The 23,156-nt window shown below is 65.7% G+C and carries 22 protein-coding genes, 3 tRNA genes and 3 pseudogenes; 16 read left to right on the top strand and 12 right to left on the bottom strand.

The genetic code is table 11. The features are described from left to right. Nucleotides 1-48 precede the first annotated feature (48 nt). The 3 genes from ACVWZ8_RS05825 to ACVWZ8_RS05815 are packed head-to-tail and all read left to right on the top strand — an operon-like array spanning nucleotide 49 to nucleotide 3,097. Nucleotides 49-1,179, top strand: a complete 1,131-nt coding sequence (locus tag ACVWZ8_RS05825) for a LolA family protein (RefSeq protein ID WP_456504086.1) — start codon at nucleotides 49-51, stop codon at nucleotides 1,177-1,179. Nucleotides 1,180-1,221: 42 nt separating this feature from the next. Further along, the gene (locus tag ACVWZ8_RS05820; RefSeq protein WP_456504085.1) at nucleotides 1,222-2,250 is read left to right on the top strand and encodes an ABC transporter ATP-binding protein; all 1,029 of its coding nucleotides are present in this window, start codon (nucleotides 1,222-1,224) and stop codon (nucleotides 2,248-2,250) included. Continuing rightward, a complete protein-coding gene (locus tag ACVWZ8_RS05815; protein WP_456504084.1) occupies nucleotides 2,240-3,097 on the top strand; it encodes an ABC transporter permease in 858 nt (285 codons plus the stop codon). Before ACVWZ8_RS05820 ends, ACVWZ8_RS05815 begins: the two co-directional genes overlap by 11 nt. A 45-nt stretch (nucleotides 3,098-3,142) precedes the next feature. Here ACVWZ8_RS05815 and ACVWZ8_RS05810 read toward each other — a convergent pair whose 3' ends face one another. From ACVWZ8_RS05810 to ACVWZ8_RS05795, 4 genes are all read right to left on the bottom strand, one after another. Further along, nucleotides 3,143-4,063: a cation diffusion facilitator family transporter gene (locus ACVWZ8_RS05810; protein WP_426975809.1), complete on the bottom strand. Its 921-nt coding sequence runs from the start codon at nucleotides 4,061-4,063 to the stop codon at nucleotides 3,143-3,145. Between the two features lie 10 nt (nucleotides 4,064-4,073). After that, nucleotides 4,074-4,517, bottom strand: a complete 444-nt coding sequence (locus ACVWZ8_RS05805) for a metallopeptidase family protein (RefSeq protein WP_456504083.1) — start codon at nucleotides 4,515-4,517, stop codon at nucleotides 4,074-4,076. Nucleotides 4,518-4,538: 21 nt separating this feature from the next. Then, nucleotides 4,539-5,546 carry a DMT family transporter gene (locus tag ACVWZ8_RS05800; protein ID WP_456504082.1) on the bottom strand — a complete coding sequence of 336 codons (1,008 nt, stop codon included), beginning with the start codon at nucleotides 5,544-5,546 and terminating at the stop codon, nucleotides 4,539-4,541. 89 nt (nucleotides 5,547-5,635) lie between these two features. Beyond that, nucleotides 5,636-6,517, bottom strand: a complete 882-nt coding sequence (locus ACVWZ8_RS05795; protein WP_456504081.1) for an ArgP/LysG family DNA-binding transcriptional regulator — start codon at nucleotides 6,515-6,517, stop codon at nucleotides 5,636-5,638. 69 nt (nucleotides 6,518-6,586) lie between these two features. On the opposite strand from ACVWZ8_RS05795, the gene ACVWZ8_RS05790 reads away from it, so the two are divergent. From ACVWZ8_RS05790 to ACVWZ8_RS05775, 4 genes are all read left to right on the top strand, one after another. Beyond that, entirely contained in the window at nucleotides 6,587-7,189 is a 603-nt protein-coding gene (locus ACVWZ8_RS05790) for a LysE/ArgO family amino acid transporter (protein ID WP_426975813.1), read from the top strand. 185 nt (nucleotides 7,190-7,374) lie between these two features. Next, nucleotides 7,375-7,447, top strand: a tRNA-Glu gene (locus ACVWZ8_RS05785). 96 nt (nucleotides 7,448-7,543) lie between these two features. Next, nucleotides 7,544-7,617, top strand: a tRNA-Asp gene (locus tag ACVWZ8_RS05780). Nucleotides 7,618-7,665: 48 nt separating this feature from the next. After that, nucleotides 7,666-7,741, top strand: a tRNA-Phe gene (locus ACVWZ8_RS05775). A 70-nt stretch (nucleotides 7,742-7,811) separates the two neighbouring features. Here ACVWZ8_RS05775 and ACVWZ8_RS05770 read toward each other — a convergent pair. Together ACVWZ8_RS05770 and ACVWZ8_RS05765 are read right to left on the bottom strand one after the other, a co-directional pair. Then, complete coding sequence (locus tag ACVWZ8_RS05770; protein WP_456504080.1) at nucleotides 7,812-8,942, bottom strand: site-specific integrase; 1,131 nt, start codon at nucleotides 8,940-8,942, stop codon at nucleotides 7,812-7,814. A gap of 14 nt (nucleotides 8,943-8,956) precedes the next feature. Continuing rightward, the gene (locus ACVWZ8_RS05765; protein WP_456504079.1) at nucleotides 8,957-9,259 is read right to left on the bottom strand and encodes a hypothetical protein; all 303 of its coding nucleotides are present in this window, start codon (nucleotides 9,257-9,259) and stop codon (nucleotides 8,957-8,959) included. A 612-nt stretch (nucleotides 9,260-9,871) separates the two neighbouring features. On the opposite strand from ACVWZ8_RS05765, the gene ACVWZ8_RS05760 reads away from it, so the two are divergent. Beyond that, nucleotides 9,872-11,134 (top strand): IS701 family transposase, encoded by a 1,263-nt coding sequence (locus ACVWZ8_RS05760; protein WP_456504078.1) that lies wholly within the window; start codon nucleotides 9,872-9,874, stop codon nucleotides 11,132-11,134. A gap of 280 nt (nucleotides 11,135-11,414) precedes the next feature. Here the strand turns inward: ACVWZ8_RS05760 and ACVWZ8_RS05755 are convergent, their stop codons facing one another. Together ACVWZ8_RS05755 and ACVWZ8_RS05750 are read right to left on the bottom strand one after the other, a co-directional pair. Further along, nucleotides 11,415-12,362 carry a S66 family peptidase gene (locus ACVWZ8_RS05755; protein WP_456504077.1) on the bottom strand — a complete coding sequence of 316 codons (948 nt, stop codon included), beginning with the start codon at nucleotides 12,360-12,362 and terminating at the stop codon, nucleotides 11,415-11,417. A gap of 276 nt (nucleotides 12,363-12,638) precedes the next feature. Continuing rightward, on the bottom strand, nucleotides 12,639-13,190 hold the full coding sequence (locus tag ACVWZ8_RS05750; RefSeq protein WP_456504076.1) for a putative immunity protein: 552 nt from the start codon (nucleotides 13,188-13,190) through the stop codon (nucleotides 12,639-12,641). Between the two features lie 214 nt (nucleotides 13,191-13,404). Between ACVWZ8_RS05750 and ACVWZ8_RS05745 the strand changes: the two genes are divergently transcribed. From ACVWZ8_RS05745 to ACVWZ8_RS05730, 4 genes are all read left to right on the top strand, one after another. Continuing rightward, nucleotides 13,405-14,223 (top strand): DUF1206 domain-containing protein, encoded by an 819-nt coding sequence (locus tag ACVWZ8_RS05745; RefSeq protein WP_456504075.1) that lies wholly within the window; start codon nucleotides 13,405-13,407, stop codon nucleotides 14,221-14,223. A gap of 50 nt (nucleotides 14,224-14,273) precedes the next feature. Next, nucleotides 14,274-14,474, top strand: a complete 201-nt coding sequence (locus ACVWZ8_RS05740; RefSeq protein ID WP_456504074.1) for a pentapeptide repeat-containing protein — start codon at nucleotides 14,274-14,276, stop codon at nucleotides 14,472-14,474. 71 nt (nucleotides 14,475-14,545) lie between these two features. Beyond that, nucleotides 14,546-14,812 carry a hypothetical protein gene (locus ACVWZ8_RS05735; RefSeq protein WP_456504073.1) on the top strand — a complete coding sequence of 89 codons (267 nt, stop codon included), beginning with the start codon at nucleotides 14,546-14,548 and terminating at the stop codon, nucleotides 14,810-14,812. A gap of 359 nt (nucleotides 14,813-15,171) precedes the next feature. Then, nucleotides 15,172-15,534: a cupin domain-containing protein gene (locus tag ACVWZ8_RS05730; protein WP_456504072.1), complete on the top strand. Its 363-nt coding sequence runs from the start codon at nucleotides 15,172-15,174 to the stop codon at nucleotides 15,532-15,534. A 177-nt stretch (nucleotides 15,535-15,711) separates the two neighbouring features. On the opposite strand, the pseudogene ACVWZ8_RS05725 reads toward ACVWZ8_RS05730, so the two are convergent. Then, nucleotides 15,712-15,903: pseudogene (locus ACVWZ8_RS05725) on the bottom strand (VOC family protein); the annotation flags it as partial. 722 nt (nucleotides 15,904-16,625) lie between these two features. Between ACVWZ8_RS05725 and ACVWZ8_RS05720 the strand changes: the two are divergent. Then, entirely contained in the window at nucleotides 16,626-17,063 is a 438-nt protein-coding gene (locus tag ACVWZ8_RS05720) for a VOC family protein (RefSeq protein WP_456504071.1), read from the top strand. 29 nt (nucleotides 17,064-17,092) lie between these two features. Here ACVWZ8_RS05720 and ACVWZ8_RS05715 read toward each other — a convergent pair whose 3' ends face one another. Next, nucleotides 17,093-17,698 carry an alpha/beta fold hydrolase gene (locus ACVWZ8_RS05715; RefSeq protein ID WP_456504070.1) on the bottom strand — a complete coding sequence of 202 codons (606 nt, stop codon included), beginning with the start codon at nucleotides 17,696-17,698 and terminating at the stop codon, nucleotides 17,093-17,095. A gap of 454 nt (nucleotides 17,699-18,152) precedes the next feature. On the opposite strand from ACVWZ8_RS05715, the gene ACVWZ8_RS05710 reads away from it, so the two are divergent. Further along, nucleotides 18,153-18,398, top strand: a complete 246-nt coding sequence (locus ACVWZ8_RS05710; protein WP_456504069.1) for a DUF1326 domain-containing protein — start codon at nucleotides 18,153-18,155, stop codon at nucleotides 18,396-18,398. Here ACVWZ8_RS05710 and ACVWZ8_RS05705 read toward each other — a convergent pair. Together ACVWZ8_RS05705 and ACVWZ8_RS05700 are read right to left on the bottom strand one after the other, a co-directional pair. Further along, nucleotides 18,388-19,130: pseudogene (locus tag ACVWZ8_RS05705) on the bottom strand (ABC transporter permease); the annotation flags it as partial. The gene ACVWZ8_RS05710 and the pseudogene ACVWZ8_RS05705 sit on opposite strands and share 11 nt — an antisense overlap. A gap of 366 nt (nucleotides 19,131-19,496) precedes the next feature. Beyond that, nucleotides 19,497-20,903: an IS1380 family transposase gene (locus ACVWZ8_RS05700; protein WP_456503408.1), complete on the bottom strand. Its 1,407-nt coding sequence runs from the start codon at nucleotides 20,901-20,903 to the stop codon at nucleotides 19,497-19,499. A 152-nt stretch (nucleotides 20,904-21,055) separates the two neighbouring features. On the opposite strand from ACVWZ8_RS05700, the pseudogene ACVWZ8_RS05695 reads away from it, so the two are divergent. Next, nucleotides 21,056-22,320: pseudogene (locus ACVWZ8_RS05695) on the top strand (sensor histidine kinase). Next, on the top strand, nucleotides 22,317-22,976 hold the full coding sequence (locus ACVWZ8_RS05690) for a response regulator (protein WP_456504068.1): 660 nt from the start codon (nucleotides 22,317-22,319) through the stop codon (nucleotides 22,974-22,976). Before ACVWZ8_RS05695 ends, ACVWZ8_RS05690 begins: the two are co-directional and overlap by 4 nt. Nucleotides 22,977-23,156 lie beyond the last annotated feature (180 nt).

The following is a 23,156-nucleotide window of genomic DNA, read 5'->3' as shown; positions in this document are numbered from 1 at the left end:
CCAGGCGTACTGTTGAACCATGAGCTGCAACGTTGGAGTGCGGTCCCTGTGACCGGTAAATGGCTGCGCTGGATTCCTGCCGTGGCCGTCCCCGCCGTGATCGCCGGGGGCGTGCTGGTGGGTTCCCTACCCGCGAGCGCCGGGGATCCCCTGCCGGCCAAGACCCCCCAGCAAGTGTTGCTGATGATCGCCCAGCACCAGGAGAAGTCCCTTTCGGGAACCCTGGAGCAGAGTTCCGAGATCGGCCTGCCCCAGCTGCCGAAGGCCGGACCGGGCGCCGGATCCCCGGACACCGCCTGGCTGGAGCTGCTGACCGGTCCGCACACTGCGCGCGTCTACCTCGACGGACCCGAGAACGCCCGTGTCCAGGTCATGGACCGCATGGCGGAACGGAATGCCATCAAGCACGGCAACGAGCTCTGGTTCTACAACTCCAAAGACAACACTGCCGCCCACGCCCAGCTTCCGGCCGGCACCGCTGAGCACCACCGGACCGGGCCAGGCACCATGCGGACCCCGGCGGAGCTGGCCGACACGCTGCTGGCCAAACTTGACGAGACCACGGACGTGAAAGTAGGCCCGGACGTCCGGGTGGCCGGCCGGCCCGCGTACAACCTCGTGCTCACGCCCAAATCCACGGTGACCCTGATGGGTTCCATCGCCATCTCGGTTGACGGTGAGAGCGGACTGCCGCTCGGCGTCGAACTGAAGGCGCGCGGACAGTCCGAACCGGCCTTCCGGGTCGCGTTCACCAACCTCTCGCTGGAAACCCCTGACGCTTCCGTCTTCGAGTTCAGCCCGCCGCCCGGGGCCACCGTCAAGGAAATTCCGGTTCCGGAGCACACCTCGGAAGGCCCGATGGCGCGGCCGGACAAGGCCCACGAATCGAAGGGCGCCACGCGGCCTGCCGTTACCGGAACCGGCTGGGAATCCGTAATCGAGCTCCCGGCCGGGGCGCTGGCGGCACCGCCGACGCCGGCCGGCCCACCGTCGCCTGACCGCGGGCTTTCCGGCGGGTCCTCCTCCGGCGCTGCCGCGTTGCTTGAGCAGGCGGCAACCCCCGTCCCCGGCGGCAGGCTCGTATCCACCGCGCTGGTGAACGTCCTGATCCTCGACGACGGGCGCGTCTTCGCCGGCGCCGTGCCCCTGGAACGGCTCCAGTCCGCCGCCAAGGGTTGATCGCGCGGTGACGGCGCGCGGTGACTGTCCGGTGGGCCTCCGGTGACCGCCGTCGTTCTTGATGCTGACCTGAGCATCGAGACCCGGGGTCTCAGCAAACGGTTCGGCCATCAGCTGGCCGTCGACAGCGTCGACCTGGCCGTGCCGAAAGGCTCGGTCTTTGGTTTCCTCGGCCCCAACGGCTCGGGCAAGACCACCACCATCCGGCTCATGCTCGGCCTCGCCGCGGCCACCGGAGGTTCCGTGCGCCTGCTGGGCCAGGAGATGCCCCGGCAGCTGCATGAGGTGCTGCCCCGCGTGGGCGCCCTCGTCGAAGGGCCGGCCTTCTACCCTTTCCTGTCCGGCACGGCCAACCTGCACCGTTTCGACGCCGCGGACCCGCACGGTTCGGCCGCCACCCGGAAGGCCCGGGTCCAGTCAGCCCTGGAAAAGGTCGGCCTGACACACGCCGCGGACAAGAAGGTCCGGGCCTACTCGCTGGGGATGAAGCAGCGGCTCGGCATCGCCAACGCGCTGCTGGCTCCCCGCGAGCTCCTGGTCCTGGACGAGCCCACCAACGGCCTCGATCCGCAGGGGACCCGCGAGGTCCGCAGCCTGGTGCGTTCGCTTGCGGCCGACGGCGCCACGGTGTTCGTCTCAAGCCACCTGCTGGCCGAGGTGGAACAGATCTGCACGCACGCTGCCATCATGAGTGCGGGCCGGCTGGTGGCGCAGGGGACCCTTGCGGAGCTCCGCCAGGCCGGGCAGGCACGGCTCCGGGTGCTGACCCCCGACGCCGGGGACGCGGTCCTGGTCCTGGCCGGCCTGGGATTGACGGTCGACGCCGACGGCGGCGGCAGGTTCGCCGGTGGCCGTTCCGGCGCGGGAAACTCCGCCAACGGTTCCACGAGGGAGGGCGAAGTGCTCTTCGCGCCCCTGCCGGCCGGGGCCGACGGCGGGGTGGAACCCGAGACGGTGGTGGCCGCCCTGGTGGCAGCCGGTGTCCGGGTCCGGGGCTTTGCGACCGAACAGGTCAGCCTCGAGGAACGTTTCGTGGCACTGACCGGGGAGGGCTTCGACGTTGTCCAGTGAATCTTCCGGGGCAGCCCGGGTCCGGCGCCGGCCGTGGGGCGGCGGCCTGCTCGGGTCCGAACTGGGTGTGCTGTTCCGGCGCCGCCGGACCTGGGCGATGCTCTGCGCCCTGGCCGCCATCCCGATCCTCGTTGCCGTGGCGGTGCGGGTCTCCTCCAACGTGCCGCCGGGCCGCGGCCCGGCCTTCCTGGACCGAATCTCCCAGAACGGGTTGTTCGTCGGCCTCACCGCCATGCTGGTGTCCGTTCCGCTGTTCCTCCCGCTGACCGTGGGGGTGGTGGCAGGGGATACCGTGGCGGGCGAGGCCGGGCTCGGGACGCTGCGCTACCTGCTGGTGGCCCCCGCCGGCCGGGTCCGGCTGCTGCTGGTTAAATACGCCGGTGCGGTGGCGTTCGCGGTCGTGGCCCCGCTGGTTGTGGCGCTGGTCGGGGCGGGAATCGGGGCCGCGCTCTTCCCGGTGGGCCCGGTGACGCTGCTGTCGGGGGACACTGTCGGGGCCGGCGAGGCGTTCGTGCGGCTCCTGCTCATCGCCGCCTACCTCGCCGTCTCGTTGATGGGGCTCTCGGCGATCGGTCTGTTCACGTCCACCCTCACGGATGTTCCGGTGGGGGCCATGGCGGCCACGGTGGTGCTCTCGGTGGTCTCGCAGGTGCTCGACGCACTGCCGCAACTGGAGTGGCTGCACCCCTGGCTGTTCAGCCACTACTGGCTGGATTTCGCGGACCTGCTCCGCCAGCCCGTGTCCTGGGACTCGTTCGCCACGAACGCCCTGCTGCAGGGCGGGTACGTCGCCGTCTTCGGCGCCCTCGCCTATGGCAGGTTCGTCACCAGGGACGTGCTGTCCTGAGGGCGGCGACCGGCCGCCGGAGGTGCGGGGCTGCCGCCGCCGGGCTCAGGCGTGCTGGCGGGCCTCGTGCTCCGCGTGGGTCGCGGGTTCCAGCTGGAACGTGCAGTGTTCGGTGTCGAAGTGTGAGCCCAGACAGGTGACGAGTTTGTCCAGCACGCGGTCGGCGCCGCGGGCGCCCAGGGCTGCGTCCGCCACCACCACATGGGCGGAAAACACCGGCACTCCGGAGGTGATGGTCCAGATGTGGATGTCGTGGACGGACATTACCCCTTCCACGGCCAGGATGTGTTCCCGGATGAGCTGCACGTCCACGCCCTTGGGGGTGGCTTCGAGGAGCACGTCCACGACGTCGCGCAGCAGGTGCCAGGCCCGGGGAAGGATCATGAAGGCAATGACAATCGAGGCGATGGTGTCCGCCGCCTCGTACCCGGTGACCATGATGACAATTGCGGCGGCGATCACGGCAAAGGACCCGAGCAGGTCGCCCAGCACCTCGAGGTAGGCGCCGCGGACGTTGAGGCTTTCCTTCTGGGCGCCGCGGAGGATCAGCAGCGAGACCAGGTTGGCGACGGCGCCAAGGACGGCGGCGGCCAGCATGACGTCGGTCTGCACTTCGGGAGCCGAGCCGAGCCGCCGGATGGCCTCGGTGAAGATGACCACCGCGATGACGATCAGGACCAGCGCGTTGGCCAGCGCCGCGAGGACTTCGGCGCGCTGGTAGCCGTAGGTGCGCTGGTCGCTCGCCGGACGGGTGGCGATCCAGGCGGCCAGCAGGGCGATGAAGACGCCGGCGGCGTCGGACAGCATGTGCCCGGCGTCGGCCAGCAGCGCGAGCGAACCCGACACCACGGCCCCGACGATCTGGACCAGCACGACGGCGAGGGTGATGCCGAGGACGGCGACCAGGCGCTGCCGGTGCTTCCCGGTCGCTGTGATGCCGTGTGAGTGGCTGTGGTCGTGTCCCATGCCTACTAGGCTATCCCCAGCCGAGCTCGTGCAGGCGGTCGTCGCTGATGCCGAAGTGGTGCGCAATCTCGTGCACCACCGTGACGGTGACCTCCTCGATCACGTCCTCGCGGGAGGCGCAGATGTCCAGGATGGGCTGGCGGTAGATCGTGATGCGGTCCGGCAGCGAGCCGGCGTCCCACCAGGAGTCCCGTTCGGTCAGCGGCACGCCCTCGTAGAGGCCCAGCAGCACCGTGTCCGGGTCCTCACCCGGCTGCGGCGTGTAGTCGTCCTCGATGAAGATCACCACATTGTTCATGGTCTTCGCCAGCTCCGGCGGGATCCCGTCCAGGGCGTCGCTCACCGCGGCTTCGAACTCGGATTCCGACATCGGGAACGGCATTGAACCGCCGTCGTTGTCGCCGTCCGGGTCATCCGGGACGATGGGCAGGCCGGGCGGCAGCGAAGGGGGCATAGCTGAACTGTAGCGCTGAACCTAGCGGGACCCGCGCCGGGTCAGTCCGACGCCGACGAGGCAGATGACGCCGCCGACCAGGCCCCAGATGGTGGGAATTTCGCCCAGCACGAGCCAGGAGATCAGGATGGTGGTGCCCGGCACCAGATACGTGGTGGCCGCAAGCCGTCCGGCGTCGATCAGCGAGAGGGCATACGCCCAGGTGGTGAAGGCGATGGCGGTGGGGAAGACGCCCAGGTACACGAGTCCGAGCGTGGCCGGCAGCGGTGCGGCCTGAAGTTCGGTGAGAAGCTGGCCGCTGAAGGGCAGGCAGCAGACGGCGCCCACCATGATGCCGAACCAGGTTGCCTGGGCTGCGGGGAATTTCCGCAGCACCGGCTTCTGCACGATCACGCTGACGGCAGCGAGGGCGGCGGCGAGCAGGCACAGCAGCACCCCGGCGACGTCCGCCGTCGAGCGCTGCCCCGAACCGAGCGCGATCACGGCGACCCCGCCGAACGCCACCAGGCTGCCGACGATCAGCCAGCGCGGGAACCCCTCCTTCAGGATCAGCCCGGCCATGACCGCGACGAGGATCGGATTGACGTTGATCAGCAGGGCGGCGGTCCCGGCGTCGAGCAGGTGTTCCGCGGCGTTCAGGGCGACGTTGTAGCCGCCGAACCACATGACGCCGTAGGCCAGGATCGGCCACCACTCGCGGCCCTGGGGCAGCATGCTCTTTTTTCGGAGCTTTGGCAGTACCACGAGCCCCAGCACGACGGCGGCAACCGCCAGCCGTCCGAGCGTCAGGGGGCCGGGGGAGAAGCTGGGGCCCACGGCGCGGATGCCTACGAAGGCGGACGCCCAGAGCACCACGGTGACCACGACGGCGGCGATGCCGAGCCTGCTGATCCGGCCGGGCGGGAGCGGCGGTTTCGGGGATGCGGGGGTGGGAGCATGCGGCGGCACTTCGTGGGTGCTGTCCGGCTGCGTCTTTTCCCGGTGGGTGCTGTCCGGGGTGGGGGAGCCTGTCTCGGCGGTTGTTGCCATGCTGCCAATCTAGTCCGTGCGGCGCCCGGGCGGCTGGCGGAAATCGGTCACTTCTAGTCGAGTTCCTGCCAGTCAACGGGCCATCGGCGTCACCGGAGCACCCGCGCCGCGTCCTGGATCGCCGAGGCCACCTCATCGAGTGCCGCCGATCCATACCGCCACTGCTGCCAGTGAAGCGGCACATCGAGGTAGCTCGAGGGGGCCAGGGCAGTCAGCCGCCCGTGTTCCAGGTCTTCCGTTGCTTCGATCTCGGGGAGCAGACCCCAGCCCATTCCCAGCCGGATGGCTTCGCCGAATTCGTGGGCGGCGGGGACGTAGTGCCGCGGCGGCTGGAGGAGTTTCCGGCTGAATCTGCGCAGGTAGCGGTCCTGCAGATCGTCCTTGCGGTCGAAGTGGATGACCGGGGCCTTGGCGAGCGTTTCCGCCGTCACGTCGGCGTCGAACCATAGCCGGGCGAAGTCCGGGCTGCAGACCGGCAGGTAGCGCATCACGCCCAGCCGGCGGGACGAGCAGCCGGGGGCGGCTTTGGCCGTGGTGGTGATGGCTGCGGCGGCGGCACCGCTGCGGAGGAGCTCCAGCGAATAGTCCTGGTCCTCACGCAGGATTTCGAGCTGGACCGCGCCGGCCACCGCGGCGAGGCCGGCCAGCGCCCAGGTGTGCAGCGAATCGCTGTTGATCACCAGGGTGAGCCGGATTCCGGAGTGAGGGACGCCGGGCTGGAGTTCCTCGGCCAGATCGGCGGAGAGCATGTCCAGCTGCCGGGCGAAGCGCACCACGGCTTGCCCCGAGGGGGTGAGTTCGACGGGACGCGTTCTTCGCAGTACCGGGCGGCCGACGGCTACCTCGAGGGCACGGACGCGTTGGCTGACGGCCGAGGCGGTGACCGACAAGTGGCTGGCCGCCGCGTCGAAGCTTCCATGGGCGACGATGGCCGCCAGCGTCCGGGCCTGCTCGGGGTGAATGTCTATCATTAGCTGATCTTATGTTGAAGCAGAAAGATTAACTGGTTTCATGGCAGTCCCGCGCCTAGCGTTGGGCTGGTGATCCTCTCCGCGTTTTCCGGCCTGGCAAGTGGGCTGTCCCTTATTGTCGCCATCGGTGCCCAGAATGCCTTCGTGCTCCGCCAGGGCATCCTGCGTTCCCATGTCGTCCTGGTTGTCGCCGTGTGTGCAGTGTCGGACCTCGTGCTGATCGTGCTGGGTGTGGCCGGCATCGGCGTCGTCATTGAGCGGGCGCCCGCGGTCCTCGTCGTCGTGCGCTGGGCAGGTGCCGCCTTTCTCCTGGTCTACGGCGCACTCGCTGCCTCGCGTGCCATCCGCGGCGCAGAGCCGGCCCAGCCCGGAGCCCGCCACGGCGGCACGCGGCTGGCGGCCCTGGGCACCTGCCTGTCCCTGACCTGGCTGAACCCGCACGTCTACCTGGACACGGTTTTGCTGCTGGGATCCCTGGCCGGCACTCACGGCACGGAAGGACGCTGGTGGTTTGCCGCCGGGGCCGGCCTGGGCAGCATCGCCTGGTTCGCTGCGCTCGGGGCCGGCGCGCGGTTCCTCGCGCCGCTGTTCGAGCGCCGGAACGCGTGGCGCGTGCTCGACGCCGGCATTGCCGTGGTCATGATCACCCTCGCGGTGATGCTCGTCGCCTGAGCCCCGCCGGGTGCCGGGCGTGCTGCGGCGGCTTTTGTGGGTGCCCGGCCGATTTTGGATAATCCGGGGGTCTGCCCTTATAGTTTTATAGTCCAGTTCGGAGGAACCCGAAAGGACAAAAACGAAAGGCTTCGGCCCTTAATTTTTGCCCTTGTTTTTCGCGTGTTTAGCCGGATGGCGTTCTGGCCCCCATCGTCTAGCGGCCTAGGACACCGCCCTTTCACGGCGGCGGCACGGGTTCGAATCCCGTTGGGGGTACGCAAGGAACTGGTCAAACCGGGGGTGAAAGTCTGGTAGGCTAAAGGCCTTGAAAAATTGCGGTAGCGATACTGCAGAGAAGCAAGAAAATAGCAAGGCCCTGTAGCGCAGTTGGTTAGCGCGCCGCCCTGTCACGGCGGAGGTCGCGGGTTCAAGTCCCGTCAGGGTCGCTCTGATTGCCGGAAGAGATTCCGGCTGTCATGGTGACATGTCACCTAGGCTCTGTAGCTCAGTTGGTAGAGCGTTCGACTGAAAATCGAAAGGTCACCGGATCGACGCCGGTCGGAGCCACCAAACCCCCGGTCAGCCGGGGGTTTTTAGTTTCTAACCGTCAGCCACCCCGCACAAACCCCGCACATTCAGATCAGGCCGTCGAGCCGCTGCCCATGACCTCGGCAGCCCGCGTCGATCCCTTGAGGGTATTCATGTAGACATCCTGGGTCATCGACGGATTCTCGTGACCAAGGTAGTCAGCGATCTCAGTAGCCGGCAGCCCCTCCCTGTCGAGGATCGTCGCCACTGTCTTGCGAAACGAGTGCGTGGACAGCTCGGGATAGCCGAGTACGCAGCGCCGATCCCGGATCTCGCGCTGTGTGTTCGACGGGTCACGCAGGCGCATCAGCGGCGTCGGGAACAGCAGCGTGGTGAACTCCTTCAGTCGCTCGTGACGGCGGCGGAGCAGGTCCACCGTCTTCACTGGCAGCGGACTGATGCCTGCGGACTTCTCGGTCTTGGGGAACGCCTGCCGCACAACGCCCTTGCCCCTTACCCGGACGTTAATGGCCTCGACAGTTGCAGTGCCGATCGTAAAATCAACCGAGGCGATGTCGAGGGCACAGGCCTCCGCCATACGCCAGCCCGACGAAAGCATGAATTCGATCAGTTCGACGGTATCCCACTTGTTCAGATCCGCGTCGGCGCGGGCCTTGGCGAGAAATGTGGGCAGCTCGTCGATCGGGATTGCTGCGCTGCCACGTCTCTTCCCCTTGGGACGAGAAATTCGGTCCAGCTCACGCACGGGTTTCTTTTCGATCGCGCCATTGACCACGGCCAACGCCATCATGCCGCTCAGTGTTGAGCGGCAGTTCTTGGCGGCACCGGCCCCGCTGTCCTTCTCGACGCGGTTGAGGAAGGGCTGCAGGCGTTCCGGCTTGGCCTCGGCCGCGGTGAGGTCGCCCATCTTTGGTGTGATGTGAGCGGTGACAGCGTAGCCGTAGGTCTCCAACGTGCCCTCGGACCGCCCTACATCGCGCTTGGCATCCAAGAACATCTGCGCGAGGACACGCAAGGACGTGGTCGGCTTCAGCTCACCGCCCCGATCCGCTTCGACAGTCGTGAGCGCCTGCTTGAGTGCAGAGAGCGCCTTTGCCCTGCTCGGTGCGTATTTTTCTACCTGACGAGCCTTCCCGTCGGCGAAACGGTAACGCGTGCGCGCCCGCCACTTTCCAGGCTGAACTTCGGTCGCGTTAATAATGCCGTAGGTTCCAATTCCCATTCTCGGTCGAGCCATCAGCGTTCCTCCTTCACGGACTCTCGGAGCTCGTCAACGAGCACGCGAGTGACACGGCCGCGGGCCTGCGGCGTGCTGTCAGCGCCCGCCCTGCTGCGCGCCTCCGCCTCGAGCGAACGCCCCCAGAGTTGGATTGATCGCTGCTGAAGTTCGAGAGGTCGGATGCTCAGCTTCTTCGCGGCGCGGGACTCCGCGAGGCTGACTCCCGGCCGTCGAGGACTGCGGTATTCAGCGGGCGCGGGCGGCTCGATCGTGGCTTCCCAGAGGGCGCCGACGTGGGCGTGACGATCTTCGTCAGTCAAAGGCCGGCTACCGCGCTGTGCGACAGCGCGGTCCAGGTCCTCATCCCAGGGGGCGGCGGGGCGCTTGTACGCGTGCTGATAGTCCGCGTCCGTCAATTCAACCCTGGATCCGGAGAGGGCTCGCTCCACCCAGGATCGCAGGACCGGCTGGTCAGGTCTGTCTACGTACGGTCGGTCAAGCACTTCTGCGGAGCTGAGGAGATCTGCGAGCCTGAGCGGCTCCCCGGACAGTCGCCCCAGAACAAGCGCGAGAGTCAGGAGGGTTGGAAGCGTCGGAGCCGCCCTCCCGCCTTCGATTAGTCCAAGGCCCCTGGTCCAACGGTGAGGTCGCCGATCGCGGTGGCGGACTGGATTGGGTTGACGCAGTCTAATGGCATCCGGGAACCCGAGAAGACAGGATTGATGTCCGCTGTGGCCGGCGACAGGGCGTCTGTCGGCACCGGTGCTGGCGCCGTGCACGACGACAACAGGACGACGGCTGCAATTGCGGCGAACCAGCTGTCAACACGATTGCCACCCCACTGCAAGCTCCCCATGCACGCACCTAGTAGTACTTAGTTAGGTCGGCGTGGCGGCTTTTAATCCCTGACCGATCCTGTTAATTTTCGAGGCATGAAACCGGATGAGCTTGCCGAGACCAAAGCGGAACTGGAAGCGTTCGTTCAGGATGTGTTCGCGTCGCTTCCGCGTAAGGATCAGCGGAACAAGGGGAACCTGTATCTGCACGGTCTGATGCTGGACGGGCGGCGGAAATCGATGCAGCCGATGGGCGGCCGGCTCGGGGTCGATTACCAGCAGCTGCAGCAGTTCGTCTCGTCCTCGCCGTGGAAGCTCGAGCCGGTCCGCCGGGTCCTGGTGCGCAAGGCCGTCGAGGTGATCGGCCCCGACGCGTGGGTGGTTGACGATACCGGTTTCAAGAAGGACGGCGGCTCCTCGCCGTGCGTTGCCCGGCAGTATTCGGGCACCCTGGGCAAGATCGGCAACTGCCAGATCGCCGTCAGCATCCACGCGGCCACCGACCAGGCGTCCTGCCCGCTGGACTGGCGGCTCTATGTGCCGGAAGCCTGGGATGACACGTCCGCAGACACGAACGCCCACGCCGAAATGATCGCCGCCCGCCGGGCCAAGGCGCAGATCCCCGAGATGCAACGCCATCGTACGAAGTGGGCGATGGCGCTGGAAATGATCGACGAACTCGGCGCCTGGGGGTACCGGCCCCCGATCATGGTCGGGGACGCCGGCTATGGCGAGATCACCGCGTTCCGGTCCGGGCTCAGCGAACGAACGATCCCCTACATGGTCGCCGTCAAGCACTCGACGACCGCGCACCTCCAAGACGCAGCCATCGGCGTGGCCGAGTACGCCGGCAAAGGCCCCCGCTCAAACCAGCGCCGATACCTGGACGCCCCAAAGTCACTCAAAGACCTCGTCATGGACGCCGGCCGCCGGAAGCTACATCAGGTCACCTGGCGGCACGGCACCAAGTCCACCACCAGCAACAAACCCGCGTCGATGACCTCCAGGTTCATCGCACTGCGGGTCCGGGCAGCCAACCGCGATATCCCCCGCGCCGAGGACGGTTCCCTCCCCGCCGAGTGGCTGCTCGCCGAATGGCCCAAAGGCGCACCCGCGCCCACCGACTACTGGCTCTCCACCTTGCCGGAGACGACACCGCTGAAGGAACTCGTCCGGATCGCCAAAATCCGGTGGCGCATCGAGCACGACTACCGCGAACTGAAGACCGGTCTCGGCCTCGACCACTTCGAAGGCCGCACCTGGCTGGGCTGGCACCACCACGCCACCCTCGTCACCGCCGCCCACCTCTTCATCACCACGCTGCGCCTGACACGCCCAAAAGCGCCTGGGGCAGCCTGAGTCTCTACGGCATCCTCCGCGAGCTCCAACACCTCGTCGCCGTCCGGACCGGCTACTGCCCCTACTGCCAACCGCGAGCTCCAACCTAACTAAGTACTACTAGCCCGGGGAGTGTGGACCAACAAGCCCATGCAGCCGCCCGAAATGGTCCGTCCCGTGATCCTGGTTGTCAGTAGTTATGCCTGCTGGCTTCGTTTGGTCATAAATCTCAGCTTGGGTTGGCGGTTCTCCGGTCCCGTAGGGGAACCTTCGGCGGACGTTCTGTTGCGCCTGGTGTTGGTTAGTCCGTAGTGATGCGGAGTGTGTTGGTTGCCCCGACGGTCAGCTCGGATCGGCCGCCAATGGGCAGCGTAATCTGCGGCTGTGTGTGTCCAAAGTCTGCATTGGCCAGGACGGGAAGCCCGGTGAGGGCCGGCTGGGTCCTGACGATTTGCCGCAGAAGGACACGGGTCATCCGGCTTGCCTGCTGGAAGCGGCCAATGACCAGTCCCGTGATACCGGCGGCGTCCGGCACCTGCAGGAGGGATGTCAGGTCACGGGCGAATGTTGCCGGATGGCTTTCGTAGTCGTCCTCAAGGAAGAGCAGCGCACCGTCGAGGATCGGCATGTGGGGCGTGCCCTGGAGCAGATTAAGCGTGCATAGATTACCGCCGACGACGTGGCCGGACGCAGTGCCCGGCTGAAGCGCCCACCATCCGTCTCCGGCGAGAGGGTGCCGGTTGTCCTGGTCAAGGAACCAGTCGTCGTCGGTCCACGATTCGGAAGGTTTCAAGTCCATGGGCCGGCCGTCCAGTAGCGCTTCCATGAACCACTGTCGAGTTTGTTCGAAATGGTCCCTCATGCCAAAGCTGGACCAGTGTGGTCCGGAGTACGTCACCAGTCCGGTGTGGGCGAGGATGGCGTTCTGCAAGGCCGTGATATCCGAGTAGCCGCAGAGGATCTTCGGATTGGCCGCGATCAGGTCCCAGTCAAGGTAGGGAAGGAGTTCGTTGCTGTTGAACCCACCGATGACGGTGAGGATGCCTGCCACCTCCGGGTCTGCGAAAGCAGCGTGGATGTCAGAGACCCTGGACTCAACTGGGGAGGAGTCCAGGGTGTCGCGTTCGTCGACGTGGGACCCGTACGAGATGCGCAGTTCCATCTGAGCGAACCGTTGCTCGATCAGGGCGCTGTGGTCATGTTCGGCCACCATTGCCCGGCTGCGGGCGGGCGCGACAATTCGGATCATATCGCCGGGCCTGAGTTTCGGAGGATGAGTAACATTCATGTCAGGGACGCTAACGTGCAATGCTCGCCGAAGCCAACCGCCGGCCAGAGCAGACCCTGGATGTCGCAACCACAGCGCGGACTGGATAAGCAGTCCCGTGGCCAATCCTTCACCGGCGCAAGCGCCACCCAAAATTTCCGGATCACGATCGCCTCGTTTCCGCGTGTGACTGATAACCCGGAAAGGCGGCTAAATCGCAGCTTCAAATGGCGGTTTTGGCCTTCCGTATACGGAACCTCAAACGGAATGTTCGAAGGTCTCGCCAGCGGGCTTACTTGAGTCGAAAACCGACCAGCAGATGTCGTTGCGCAAACGCTGGTCATCAAGTACCAGCTCTCGAATGGCCACCGGGAGCTGGTCGCGCTGCCATTGACACTCGAGTTGCCCTGCGGCGACGTCCCCGCCTTCCGGAGCTGCCGCCCGTGCGGCCTTGATCGCATACGCGGCCGCCCCAAGCTCGTGAGCGGCGACATGCGCGACGACCCCGGCCTGGCCGGCCGCATACGCGGCATAGCGCGCTGCCCCACGCAGGTCCCTGGCCGCACCCATCGCATGCCCGCCTACGGCGCGCGCCTCCATCATCTTGACCTCGCCACGCACCCACGCGCGGGCACTCTCGATTGCCTGACGCGGGCGTAGGTCCACCGGCCGAGCTGACTCGAAAAAATTGAGAACGTGCTCTGCGCACAAGGCTGCCCAAAGAGCGAGGAGATGGTGATCGGAATCAGTGAGGGTCCCACCCCGGCGGATCGTAATAAAGTGAGGGTCGCGGATCTTCGGGAGAATCATATTGGAACTCCTTATGGTGTGAATCGCAGAGTTATCCGGCGGGATTCAGCACGGTGATCGACCCTCTAACGGAACGAATTGGAGTGTCTATACAGGCTCCCGCGGATGTTGTCTTCGCTGGCTCCGACCAGGCCTCCCTGTGGGTGTACTCCCGTGACAAAATAGGCGTTACGCACCACCATATCTGCGTTTGCGCTTGCGCGAAGGATAGGAAATGAAGAGAGAGCTGAAGGACGCCGCGAACGCGGTCGAGGACGCATCGAACTCTAGGGCTCTTGTGATTGCCGCCAGGGCAGGTTTTGCCGTCAGCGGCCTGTTGCACCTGCTGATCGGGTTCGTCGCCATCCAGTTGGCAACAGGCAAGGCCGGACAGGCGGATCAGGCCGGTGCAGTCGCCCAACTCGCCGCCCAGCCGCAGGGTCTGCTGCTGCTGTGGGCCGGATTCGCCGCCTGCGTGGCTCTGGCGCTCTGGCAAACCAGTAACGCCGTGTTCGATTACGGTCAGCTGGAGGCCAGGAAGAAGGTCGGGAAGAAGCTTTCCGCAGCCGGCAAGGCTGTGGTGTTCGCCGTCATGGCGCTGACGTTCGCTGCCTCCGCAAGCGGAAACAGCAAGAACAGCGGACAGTCCACGAGCGATTTCACGCTTTCGATCATGAAGGCGCCCGGGGGTTCGGTCCTGCTGATCGCCATCGGGGCCGGGATCGCCGCCGCCGGCCTTGTCTTTGTGGTCCTCGGAGTCAAAGGATCGTTCAAGAAGGATCTGCGGCTGCCGCCCTCGGGCACAGGTCGGTCCGTCGTGACCGGGCTGGGAGTGGTTGGCTACGTGGCCGAGGGCGTCGCACTGTTTCTGGTGGGCTTGCTGTTCATCATCGCCACCGCCAACGCCCGCCCTCAGGAGTCCACCGGCCTGGATGGCGGATTGAAGGCGCTGCGAGAGCAGCCGTACGGGGTTTACATGCTGACCGCCGTCGGCGCCGGTCTGATCTGTTACGGGCTCTACCTGATGGTGAAGGCCAAATTCGCGCGGATGTAAGCTCCCCGCCGACGCGGCCAGCTCCTGCTCCACTGGCCTAATGGAGCGGTGTGCTCTACCGCGACGGCGGCAGCCAAGAGCGCGCCGCCAGGCGAAGGGGCAGGGCGGCGGGAAGGTCAGCAGACCTCACCGGAGCCGATCTGCGCGGTGCGGACGTGAGCCGTGCCGATCTTTCGGAAAGCCTGTGTTCACACCCGGAGGGAGCCCGCCAAGCCGGCCCTGTCCTTCACCGGCCAGACGGCGTACCCTAAGCACACTCGCACACCCGTACCCGCCCGGGAATTGCCTCATTCCTCCGGGCTCGCTCAGGAAGGCATCATCAATGGAGATGAATATCAGGGACCGCTGGGACCGGCTCAGCCCCGCCACCCGGCAATGGCTCACCGACAACCCCGGATGCCTGATCCTGCCGCGCACCATGGCCGAAACGATCTGCCAGGAATCCGGCACCAGCGCGGACTGTGACCAGCACGGCCAGGCAACGCTCTCCTCGGAAGACCTCGCCTTCCTCCACGCCGAGGCGGAAGGACCCCCGGCCCCGCCGGAACACCGGTTCTTTGACGCGATACAGCCCGGGGAAGGCACCTGAAGCCGGCACCGCCCCCGCCCTAGGTTCCACGCAGTGCTGGAACCCAGGGCGTGCCTCCGATATCGGGCATTACCTGCGTATAGGTCGGGCGGTCTGGCGCTGCGACTTGTTCAGGTGAAACAGGTGCGGGAAAAGTATCGCGGTCAATCGCAGGCTCAGCTGATGCGGGGACGGTGTGCTCTAGGCAAAAAGGGACGATCGGTTCAATATCTTATGACTGTAGCCCAGTGCGTTGGCGGCCCTTCGCAGCGGCACCGTTAGCTGAAATTCACCCGCATCCGAGGAGGTAAACACCACCAGAGAGCAGTTGCCGGAGCCTAACCCACAACAACAACCAGTACCGACCATAGGAGGTCATGATGCCAGGTTTAGTTCGTAAGAGCCTCGATTCGCCCGAGGAGACGCGTCCCTTCGAGGGCGGTACGGGCCAACTTCAACTCGTCAATCTGGAGCAGGGCGCCGTGGGCCGCGCCACATTCCTGCCCGGATGGCGCTGGTCCGAGCACGTAAAACCGATCGCCCAAACGGAGAGCTGCCAGGCCGCCCACATGGGGTATTTCGTTTCCGGACGAATGAAGGTCGTTATGAACGACGGCGAAGAAATGGAGTATGGGCCGGGCGACTTCGCCACCATGGCGCCCGGGCACGACGCCTGGGTACTGGGCGACGAACCCTGTGTCGTGATCGACTGGCAGGGATTCGCCGACTACGCCAAACCCTGACCCCAGGAACCCGGCACGCCAGTGATCCGAAGTCCGCTTCCGCCACGTCCGCCAAGGCCCGGGCTTCTCACCAACCGCCGGCAGTGATATCGGTGAATCTCACGGGCCCCTTACCGGAGGACGGCAGGGCCGCGGCGTGGATTGCCTTAACTATGCGATGGACACGGGGTGGTTCGGCTACTGGCGCTGGAAGATGTTGAGAATGTTGCCCTCGCTATCTGTGAACCAGGCAGCCTTCCCCACGGGGGTCGTCGCGATGCCGTTCTCAGTCTTCAGGCCCGGAAAGTCGTACTCATCGAAGACGACGCCGCGGCCCCGCAGATCCTCGACCTCGGCCTCGACGTTGTCGGTCCCCCAACCCATCTGGGTGGCGTATCGGCTCGTCGTCGCGCGGCGTTGTTCTGCTGTGTGTTGTCCCCAGCTCGGTGACGCGGCGGTGCAGACGGTCGACATCGTCGGGGCCCCGAGCCGGACTCTCGCCATGCCTGTTCACCGAGATGCTCGGACAGACGCCAGCGGAGTTGGGCGTTTTCGCCAGACAGACGGGTGATGAGGTCATGAGCGTTGGCCAGGTCGGCAATGAGGGATGGCCGACTGACGCTCGGTCCTCCGGTCCTGGTGGTGGTCGGTTCGGCAGCTTTGACGAGCACCGCGGCGTGCAGGTCGCGGTGGCGACAGAGGAAGCTGCGGTCCACCCCGGCGCGGCGGGCGATCGCGGAGATGCTGATTTCGGTGCCCAGATGGACAGCTTGCTCGACGAACACCTGACCGACACACGGAGAGAACCCGTCGCCCACCAAGCAAGCGATCAAACCTGTGCCACAGTCCACTACGGTCGATCGGACCCCCATAGAACCTAGGAACTGAGACGCCACACTTGCCTCGTCAGGCCGGCCATTTCTGCCGCTGACACCGCTTCAACGGGCGTTCTGCCGGGCGGGGTATTTGACGCGATTTCGGCTGTGCGGCGAAGGGTGCCGTATGCACTCTTCGGCTGTCCTCTGAACCGACGGCGAGTTCAATCGGCCAACGGACAGACAGTGGCGCCTCGCCACTGGAGCTAATCGCTCCGCCTTGGTAGCTTTCAACGCATGGCCATCAAATTTGAGAATGTGGGTATCACTGTTCGCGACATCGAAGCAGCAATCACCTTTTTCACCGATCTCGGTCTTACACTCATCGGCCGTGACACGGTCAGCGGCGAGTGGACCGATACTGCCGTTGGACTTGATGGAAACCACGCCAACATCGCGATGCTCCAGACCCCAGATGGTCATGGTCGACTCGAGCTCTTCGAATACATCCATCCCGAAGCGATCGAGTCGAACCCAACTCGTCCCAACGACATTGGCATGCACCGCGTGGCCTTCTCGGTAGACGACATCGATAAGGCCCTCGAGGTAGCTGCAAAGCACGGATGCCATCCGCTACGCGGTGTGGCGACCTACGCCGACGTCTATAAACTCACGTACCTCCGCGGCCCCAGCGGAATCCTCGTGATGCTCGCCGAGGAACTGAAGAAAGACTGAGGTCGAGAGACTGTCCGGTGAAGGATCCGTCACCGCTCGGCTTGGTTCCAATGCTCACGGAGCAGCCGCGCCAGGCGGTCCGGCTCGATCCGGTGCGGGGGATCGAAGTGATGTCGCTCCGCAAACACTTCGAGGCGGAAGTCCGGGAAGACCGTGGCCAGGCGTTCAGCAATTTCGCCGTAGTCGTCAGGATTGCTGAGACCGCCGAGGACGAAGAGAACCGGGGCAGTGAAGCCAGCCAGCCGTGTGCGGTCCAGATCATATGTTTTGAAGTTCTGCAGGAATGCCTTGATTCCGGCGGGCCGCTTTGACATCCATGGCGGCGGGGGACCTGGCGGGGGTGGCGGTGGGACGACGTCGGGCTTGACTCCGAGCCTCATGAAGGAGCTCATGAATTCCGTGGGCGGCAGTACTTCAAGCAGCTCGTACTGCTTCCAGAGTTCGGCGTGGGCAGGGCTCCAATCCCAATTTCCGGCCCAGGCTGCTTCGAGCAGGGTAAGGCTCAGAATGCGGTCCGGGTGCTTGGCGGTCAAGGGCAAGGCAGCAGCGCCGCCGCCCGAATAGCCAACCAGGTGGAAGGTCTCCCAGCCACGGGCATCGGCCTCCCGCAGGACGGCATCGGACTCGGTGTCCAAGCTCCAGCCCGGCGGCTTCCGTTGTCGGCGTAGAGTTCGAGGTCCTTGGCCACGGCCTGCACGCCAGTTCCCAGCACCTCGATGAGCGCGCCGTAGGCGGGCTGTGCGGGGAGTACGCTTCCCGGAAGGAGAATGACCCGAGTTGATCCCATGGCAGGATGGTACGCCTCGTCGTGGGAGTCCAGAAGAGCGTGCCGGTTGGGCTGGCACTCTCAAAAGACGATACGCGACCCTCTCGTGCGGGGGTTTCCGGGGGGATCCCCGCACCGTCCTGCCCTGCGGTGGCCGGCCCGGGGCAGGTCGGTCGACTAGGTCCGCGGCGTGGCGGGAACGTCGGTCCACCCCGAGCTTATAAGCCGTTTCTACGCGTCAGCGCGGGGTATTGACGACTGTCAAGGTCGGGAGTACTTTGCGGCTGTGGGGTTCCGGGGGCCCACCCTAGGAAGGAACTCAGATGGCATGGCAAATTGAAGGCACATACTTCGAAAACTGCAACTGCGATATGGTCTGCCCGTGTTCTACCTCCGGCCGCACCGCGCCCGGTGACAGAGACCGCTGCAACGTCATGCTGGCCTTCCACGTCGAGAGGGGCGATATTAACGGCATTGATGTCGGCGGTCTGAACGTCGCCGTCGTGGCTGATACTCCGGCGCTGATGAGCGAGGGTGGCTGGAAGATGGGCGTGCTGAGGCCACGATGACCAGGGCGGAGATGCCGTAGAGGAAGGCCTGCATCAGGGTCAGGGAGCCGTTCTCGCTCTTGTAGGAACCCAGGGCCTGGAAGGATCCGGTGCGTGAAGCGCTGACGGTGTGTGCTGCGGTGTTGGCGGCGGCTTCGTCAACGGTGGCGCCGTCCTTGTAGGTGATGGCGGCGACGGTTCCGACCTGTCCGGGGTCGCTCAGGTGGGCGAGTTTGGACCAGGTGGGAAGCGCGGTCCAGACGACGCTGGTGTGGGAGTACCACTGGTCCTCGACCACGGCGCTGACGGTCAGTTCGGTGCCTCCGACGCTGGCTTTGTCTCCGGTGTTCAGGGAAAGGGCCTTGGCGACGGTCTTGCCGATCACGACGGTGTCGGCACTGACACGGGACGGTGCGGGAAGCGGGTCTGGCTGATGCCCAGGGCTTCGGCGTTCTGCACGCCCGCCCGGTTCTTCCAGCCCTCAACCTGTGCGGCGGTGACTTCGCTTTCGGTGAAGGAGGCCTTGGGCTCGTTGGTGCCTGGGGCGCCGAAAACGATGCTGTCCACCGCCCTGGACTTAACTCCGCTGGCGTGGACGGTCCCGAGTTTGTCAATGGCCGAGGTCGACTGGTCGCCCAGGCCGGCCGTCAGCCCCGAGAGCATGACGAGCAGCAGGGTGATCAGGGCAACGACGCCGCCCATCAGGGCGAACCTGCCCTTGGCAAAGCGGATATCGCGGATAGCAAGAAACACGTTTTCTCTTCTTTCAGTGGATGACGCCGGGGCCGAAAAGCTCCTATAACCACCCTCCCGCGGTCAACCGCCTGCGCCATCGTGCAGAAGGTTGATACGCGAAGAATGGTTGATCCCCGGGTCAACCAATTGGTTGATCCGTCCCGGACCGGGTCCGCATAAGCTGATCCAATGCCCGCCACAGACTCACTCCCTGCCCCGGACAGCGACGGTCCCTTAGCCTTGATCCACCGATCGGCAGCCGGTCCCGGGCGTAATTCCGGGCTGGCTGCGGTGAGGTGTTTGGGCATGGTGGATCATCCGGCCTCGCTGTCGGGGTGTTCCACTGGTGGTCCTGGTTGCGCCGTGTGGCTGGTTGGTGTGGGTTCAGGCCGGTTGTGGCGGCGGGTAGAGGTGCTCGAAGAGGCCCTGCCATGCTGTTTGCCAGGGCCAGGCTTCGGGGAGATGAAGCCGGATTTTCCGGGCGCTGGTGGCGATGCGGGCCGGGACGTGGATGAGTTTGCGGCGGATCGTGCCGGTCCGGGCCTTGCCGAAGGGGCCTGCGGCGAGGAGCCCGGCGGCGCGGGTGAGGTTATAGGCCATGACCGCGGCAACCAGCCAGGCGGAGTTCGCCGCGAAAACACCTGAGGGCATATGAGCCAGCGCACTGTCCTTCAGATCGGCGTTCACCTGCTCGATCTGAGCGTGTTTGCGGTGGGTTTGGTCCGCGGCGACAGTGTCCAGAACCTTGGCGTCCACGGTGGTGAAGAACGCGTGGTGCCGATGGGTTTCAAACAAGGTGGGTTGTCCGTCGCTGGCTTTCTTGTTCAGTTCCGGGATGCGGCGCACCACCAGCCGGCCGGTGACCTGCTCGGCCTTTTTCCGGGAGGAGAACGCGGTGAACACGGTTTCGGCGACCTCAGCCTTCGAGACCCAGGTGTTGGTGGTCTCGTCGAAGACCGCGTCGGTGTATTCGATCATTTCCCATGCCGTCTCCGGGATCCCGGCGATAGCCCGTTTGACGGCCGGGTCCATGCGCACGGTCACCGAGACCTCGGCCCCGCCGGCCAGCGCGGCGGAAACCGCTGCATGGCCATAGAAGGCCGAATCGAACCGGCAGAGCACCCGCCCGCGACTCTGCCCTCCGGTCTGGAGGCCTTTGAGCGTGGACAGGGCATCGGTGATCAGGCGTTTGGCTCCGCGGGCCGAGTTCGCCGCGCCCTTGCGCAGCCGCTGGGCCGCGATTACCGGGGCGGTGTCTTTGGTGGAGACCGTGGCCAGCAGGGCGTTCAGGCCGCGGACCCCGGAGTACCCGTAGCCGGAACCCTGCTTGGCGTAGCCGTGGACCTCGATGATCGTGTCGTCAACATCGACGAACACGAAGTCCTCCGCCCCGGGGCTCCCGAGCAGCGGGGCCCGGGTCCCCAGGCCGGCCAGGAAACGGGAGGCGACAGCGTCCAGTTGGCGCACGTGCCCGAACGTGAAGGACCGCAGGAACGAGCCCAGGGTCGAGGGCGCGTAGCAGGCGGTGAAGAGCCGCTTCATCCCGCCGTGGCGCAACAGGGTCATGTCATCAATCGAGTCTGCCCCGGCGACCATCCCGGCGACCAGGGAAGCGACTTTCAGCCCGGCGTTCGCGCCCTTATCCGTCGGCACCGTCAGCCAGTCCTGGGCGAGCTCGTGCAGCCCGGCGTCCCGGGCCAGCGTCATGACCGGCAGCAGCCCGGCAGCCGACACGAGATTGGGCTCGTCAAAGGAAACCGACACCGCGGATGGTTTGTGGGAAACTTGCATCTACGAGATGGCCTCTTTTCGGTGAAAAATGAGTTCTAGACAAACTTCATTTTCCTTGAAAAGGCGGCCATTCTCGGTTTAAAACGCCGACGTAGCCCCAATCAACATCGGTGGATCAAGGCTTAGGTCCGGGCGATGCCCTGCTTAGCGGCCTGGACGCTGCGCCCTCCGTTGCGATCCTGCGCGTCCTGAGAGTGACGCTGCACGTCGGCTTCGCCGCCCTGCTCGGTGTCGCTGTCCTGAGACTGCTGGTATCCGGTGGCGGGGACCCACTGCGGTATGCCTTGGCCGGGACCGCGCTTGTTCTGGCCGGGGTTTACCTGACCGGCACCATCTTGGAAAAGCGCTTCGCCGCCGGCAGCACGGGTTTCGATCCGCGCCGCTACGGTTTCCTGTGGCTGGGACTCGTCACCGCCCTGTGGGCCGTCCTGCTGGCCGGAAGTTCCGACTTCGCCTGGCTGGCATTCCCCTCTTCTTCCTGCACCTGCACTTGCTTCGGCGACGGATTGCACTGCTGACCATCGCCTTCATGACGTCAGCGGTGATTGCCGCCCAATGGACAGCGAGTGGACTCCCCGTCCCCCACATCGCGGTCGTCCTGGGTCCGGCGTTTGGTGCGGGGTTCGCTGTCGTGACCGGGCTGGCCTACCGGGCGCTCTACCGTGAGGCGGAGAACCAGCGCCGTGCAGCCGATGAACTCCGCCGCACCCGTGCGGAGCTGGCAGCGTCCCAGCACGATGCCGGCATCCTGGCCGAGCGCGAACGGCTGGCCCGGGAAATCCACGACACACTCGCCCAGGGATTCTCCAGCATCGTGCTGGTGGCCCGTGCGGCCGAAAAATCGCTGGCGGACGGAGACACCGCCACCGCTGCCGCACGCTTCGCGCTGGTGCAGCAGACCGCCTCGGAGAACCTGGCCGAGGCCCGGAATTTCGTCCGCGGACTCTCTTCCCCGCATCTGCAGGGAACCTCGCTGATCGAGAGCCTGCGCCGGCTCTGCGAGAGCACCGAAACCAGCGCCGCTGCCCGTGGGTCGGGGCTGCGCTGCCGGTTTGAACTCGACAGCGACCCCGCCGAGCTGCCGCAGCCGTACCGGGTGACCCTGCTCCGGGCAGCCCAGGCCAGCCTCGCCAACGTCAGAGACCACGCCAAAGCCAGCAACGCCGTCGTTACGGTCGCCTTTCTGGGCAGTGAAGTCACCATGGACATTTATGATGACGGTGTCGGCTTCGACCCCGCCGGGTTGACCGCGCGGATGGATGCCCGGACGGACGGGAGCGGTTTCGGGATCCGGTCACTGCAGGAACGGGTGACGGCGCTCAAAGGCTCTCTCGAACTCGAATCGGCCCCCGGGGAGGGTACGGTGGTGGCCATCCGTCTGCCCCTGGACGACGCGCCTGAGAGGGAAGAACAATGAACGACATCTGTATCCTGCTGGTCGATGACCATCCCGTGGTCAGGGCCGGGCTGCGGGCCATGCTCACCGAATTCGAAGGCATCTCAGTAGCAGCCGAAGCCGCCGACGGCGACGCAGCACTCAAGGAACTCAAACGGCTACACATCCTGGGCGACCCGGTCGATGTCGTGCTCATGGACCTGCAAATGGGCGCCGGCATGGACGGAGTCACCGCCACCTCCCGGATCAGGCTGCTGGAGGATCCTCCACCGGTCCTGATCCTGACCACCTACGACACGGACGCGGACATCCTGGCCGCCGTGGAGGCAGGCGCCAGCGGCTACATGCTTAAGGACGCACCGCCCGAACAGATCCGGCAGGCCGTGCTGGCAGCCGCCGCGGGCCAGACTGCCCTGGCTCCCAAAATAGCGGCCCTGCTCATGAACCGGATCAGCAATCCCGCCGCCGCGCTCACCCCGCGGGAAGTCCAGTTGCTCGAATTGCTGGCGACCGGGCTGTCCAACCGCGCCATCGCAAAACAGATCTTCATCTCCGAGGCAACCGTGAAAACCCACCTGGTGCACATCTACGGCAAACTCGGCGTGGACAACCGCACCGCAGCCATCGCAGCCGCAACCCAGCGCCGCATCATCCGGGCTCCGGGCCAGCAGGCATGAGGCCAGTCCGGGCAGTGTTCGCACCCAAGACCCTGGCGAGGGTTATGGCCGCCGACAAAGGCCTCGCCCGCGCAACCGCCGTCGTGACATCATCCGAATCACTGGCGGAAACATCCGCCTAATCGACAGGCTCCTGACCCAGACCAAACGCGTCCGAACTCTCAACCCTGCGAGGATCTT

The sequence above is a fragment of the Arthrobacter sp. UYCu723 genome (genome assembly GCF_054059215.1).
This window is presented reverse-complemented; position numbering and strand designations above follow the sequence as displayed.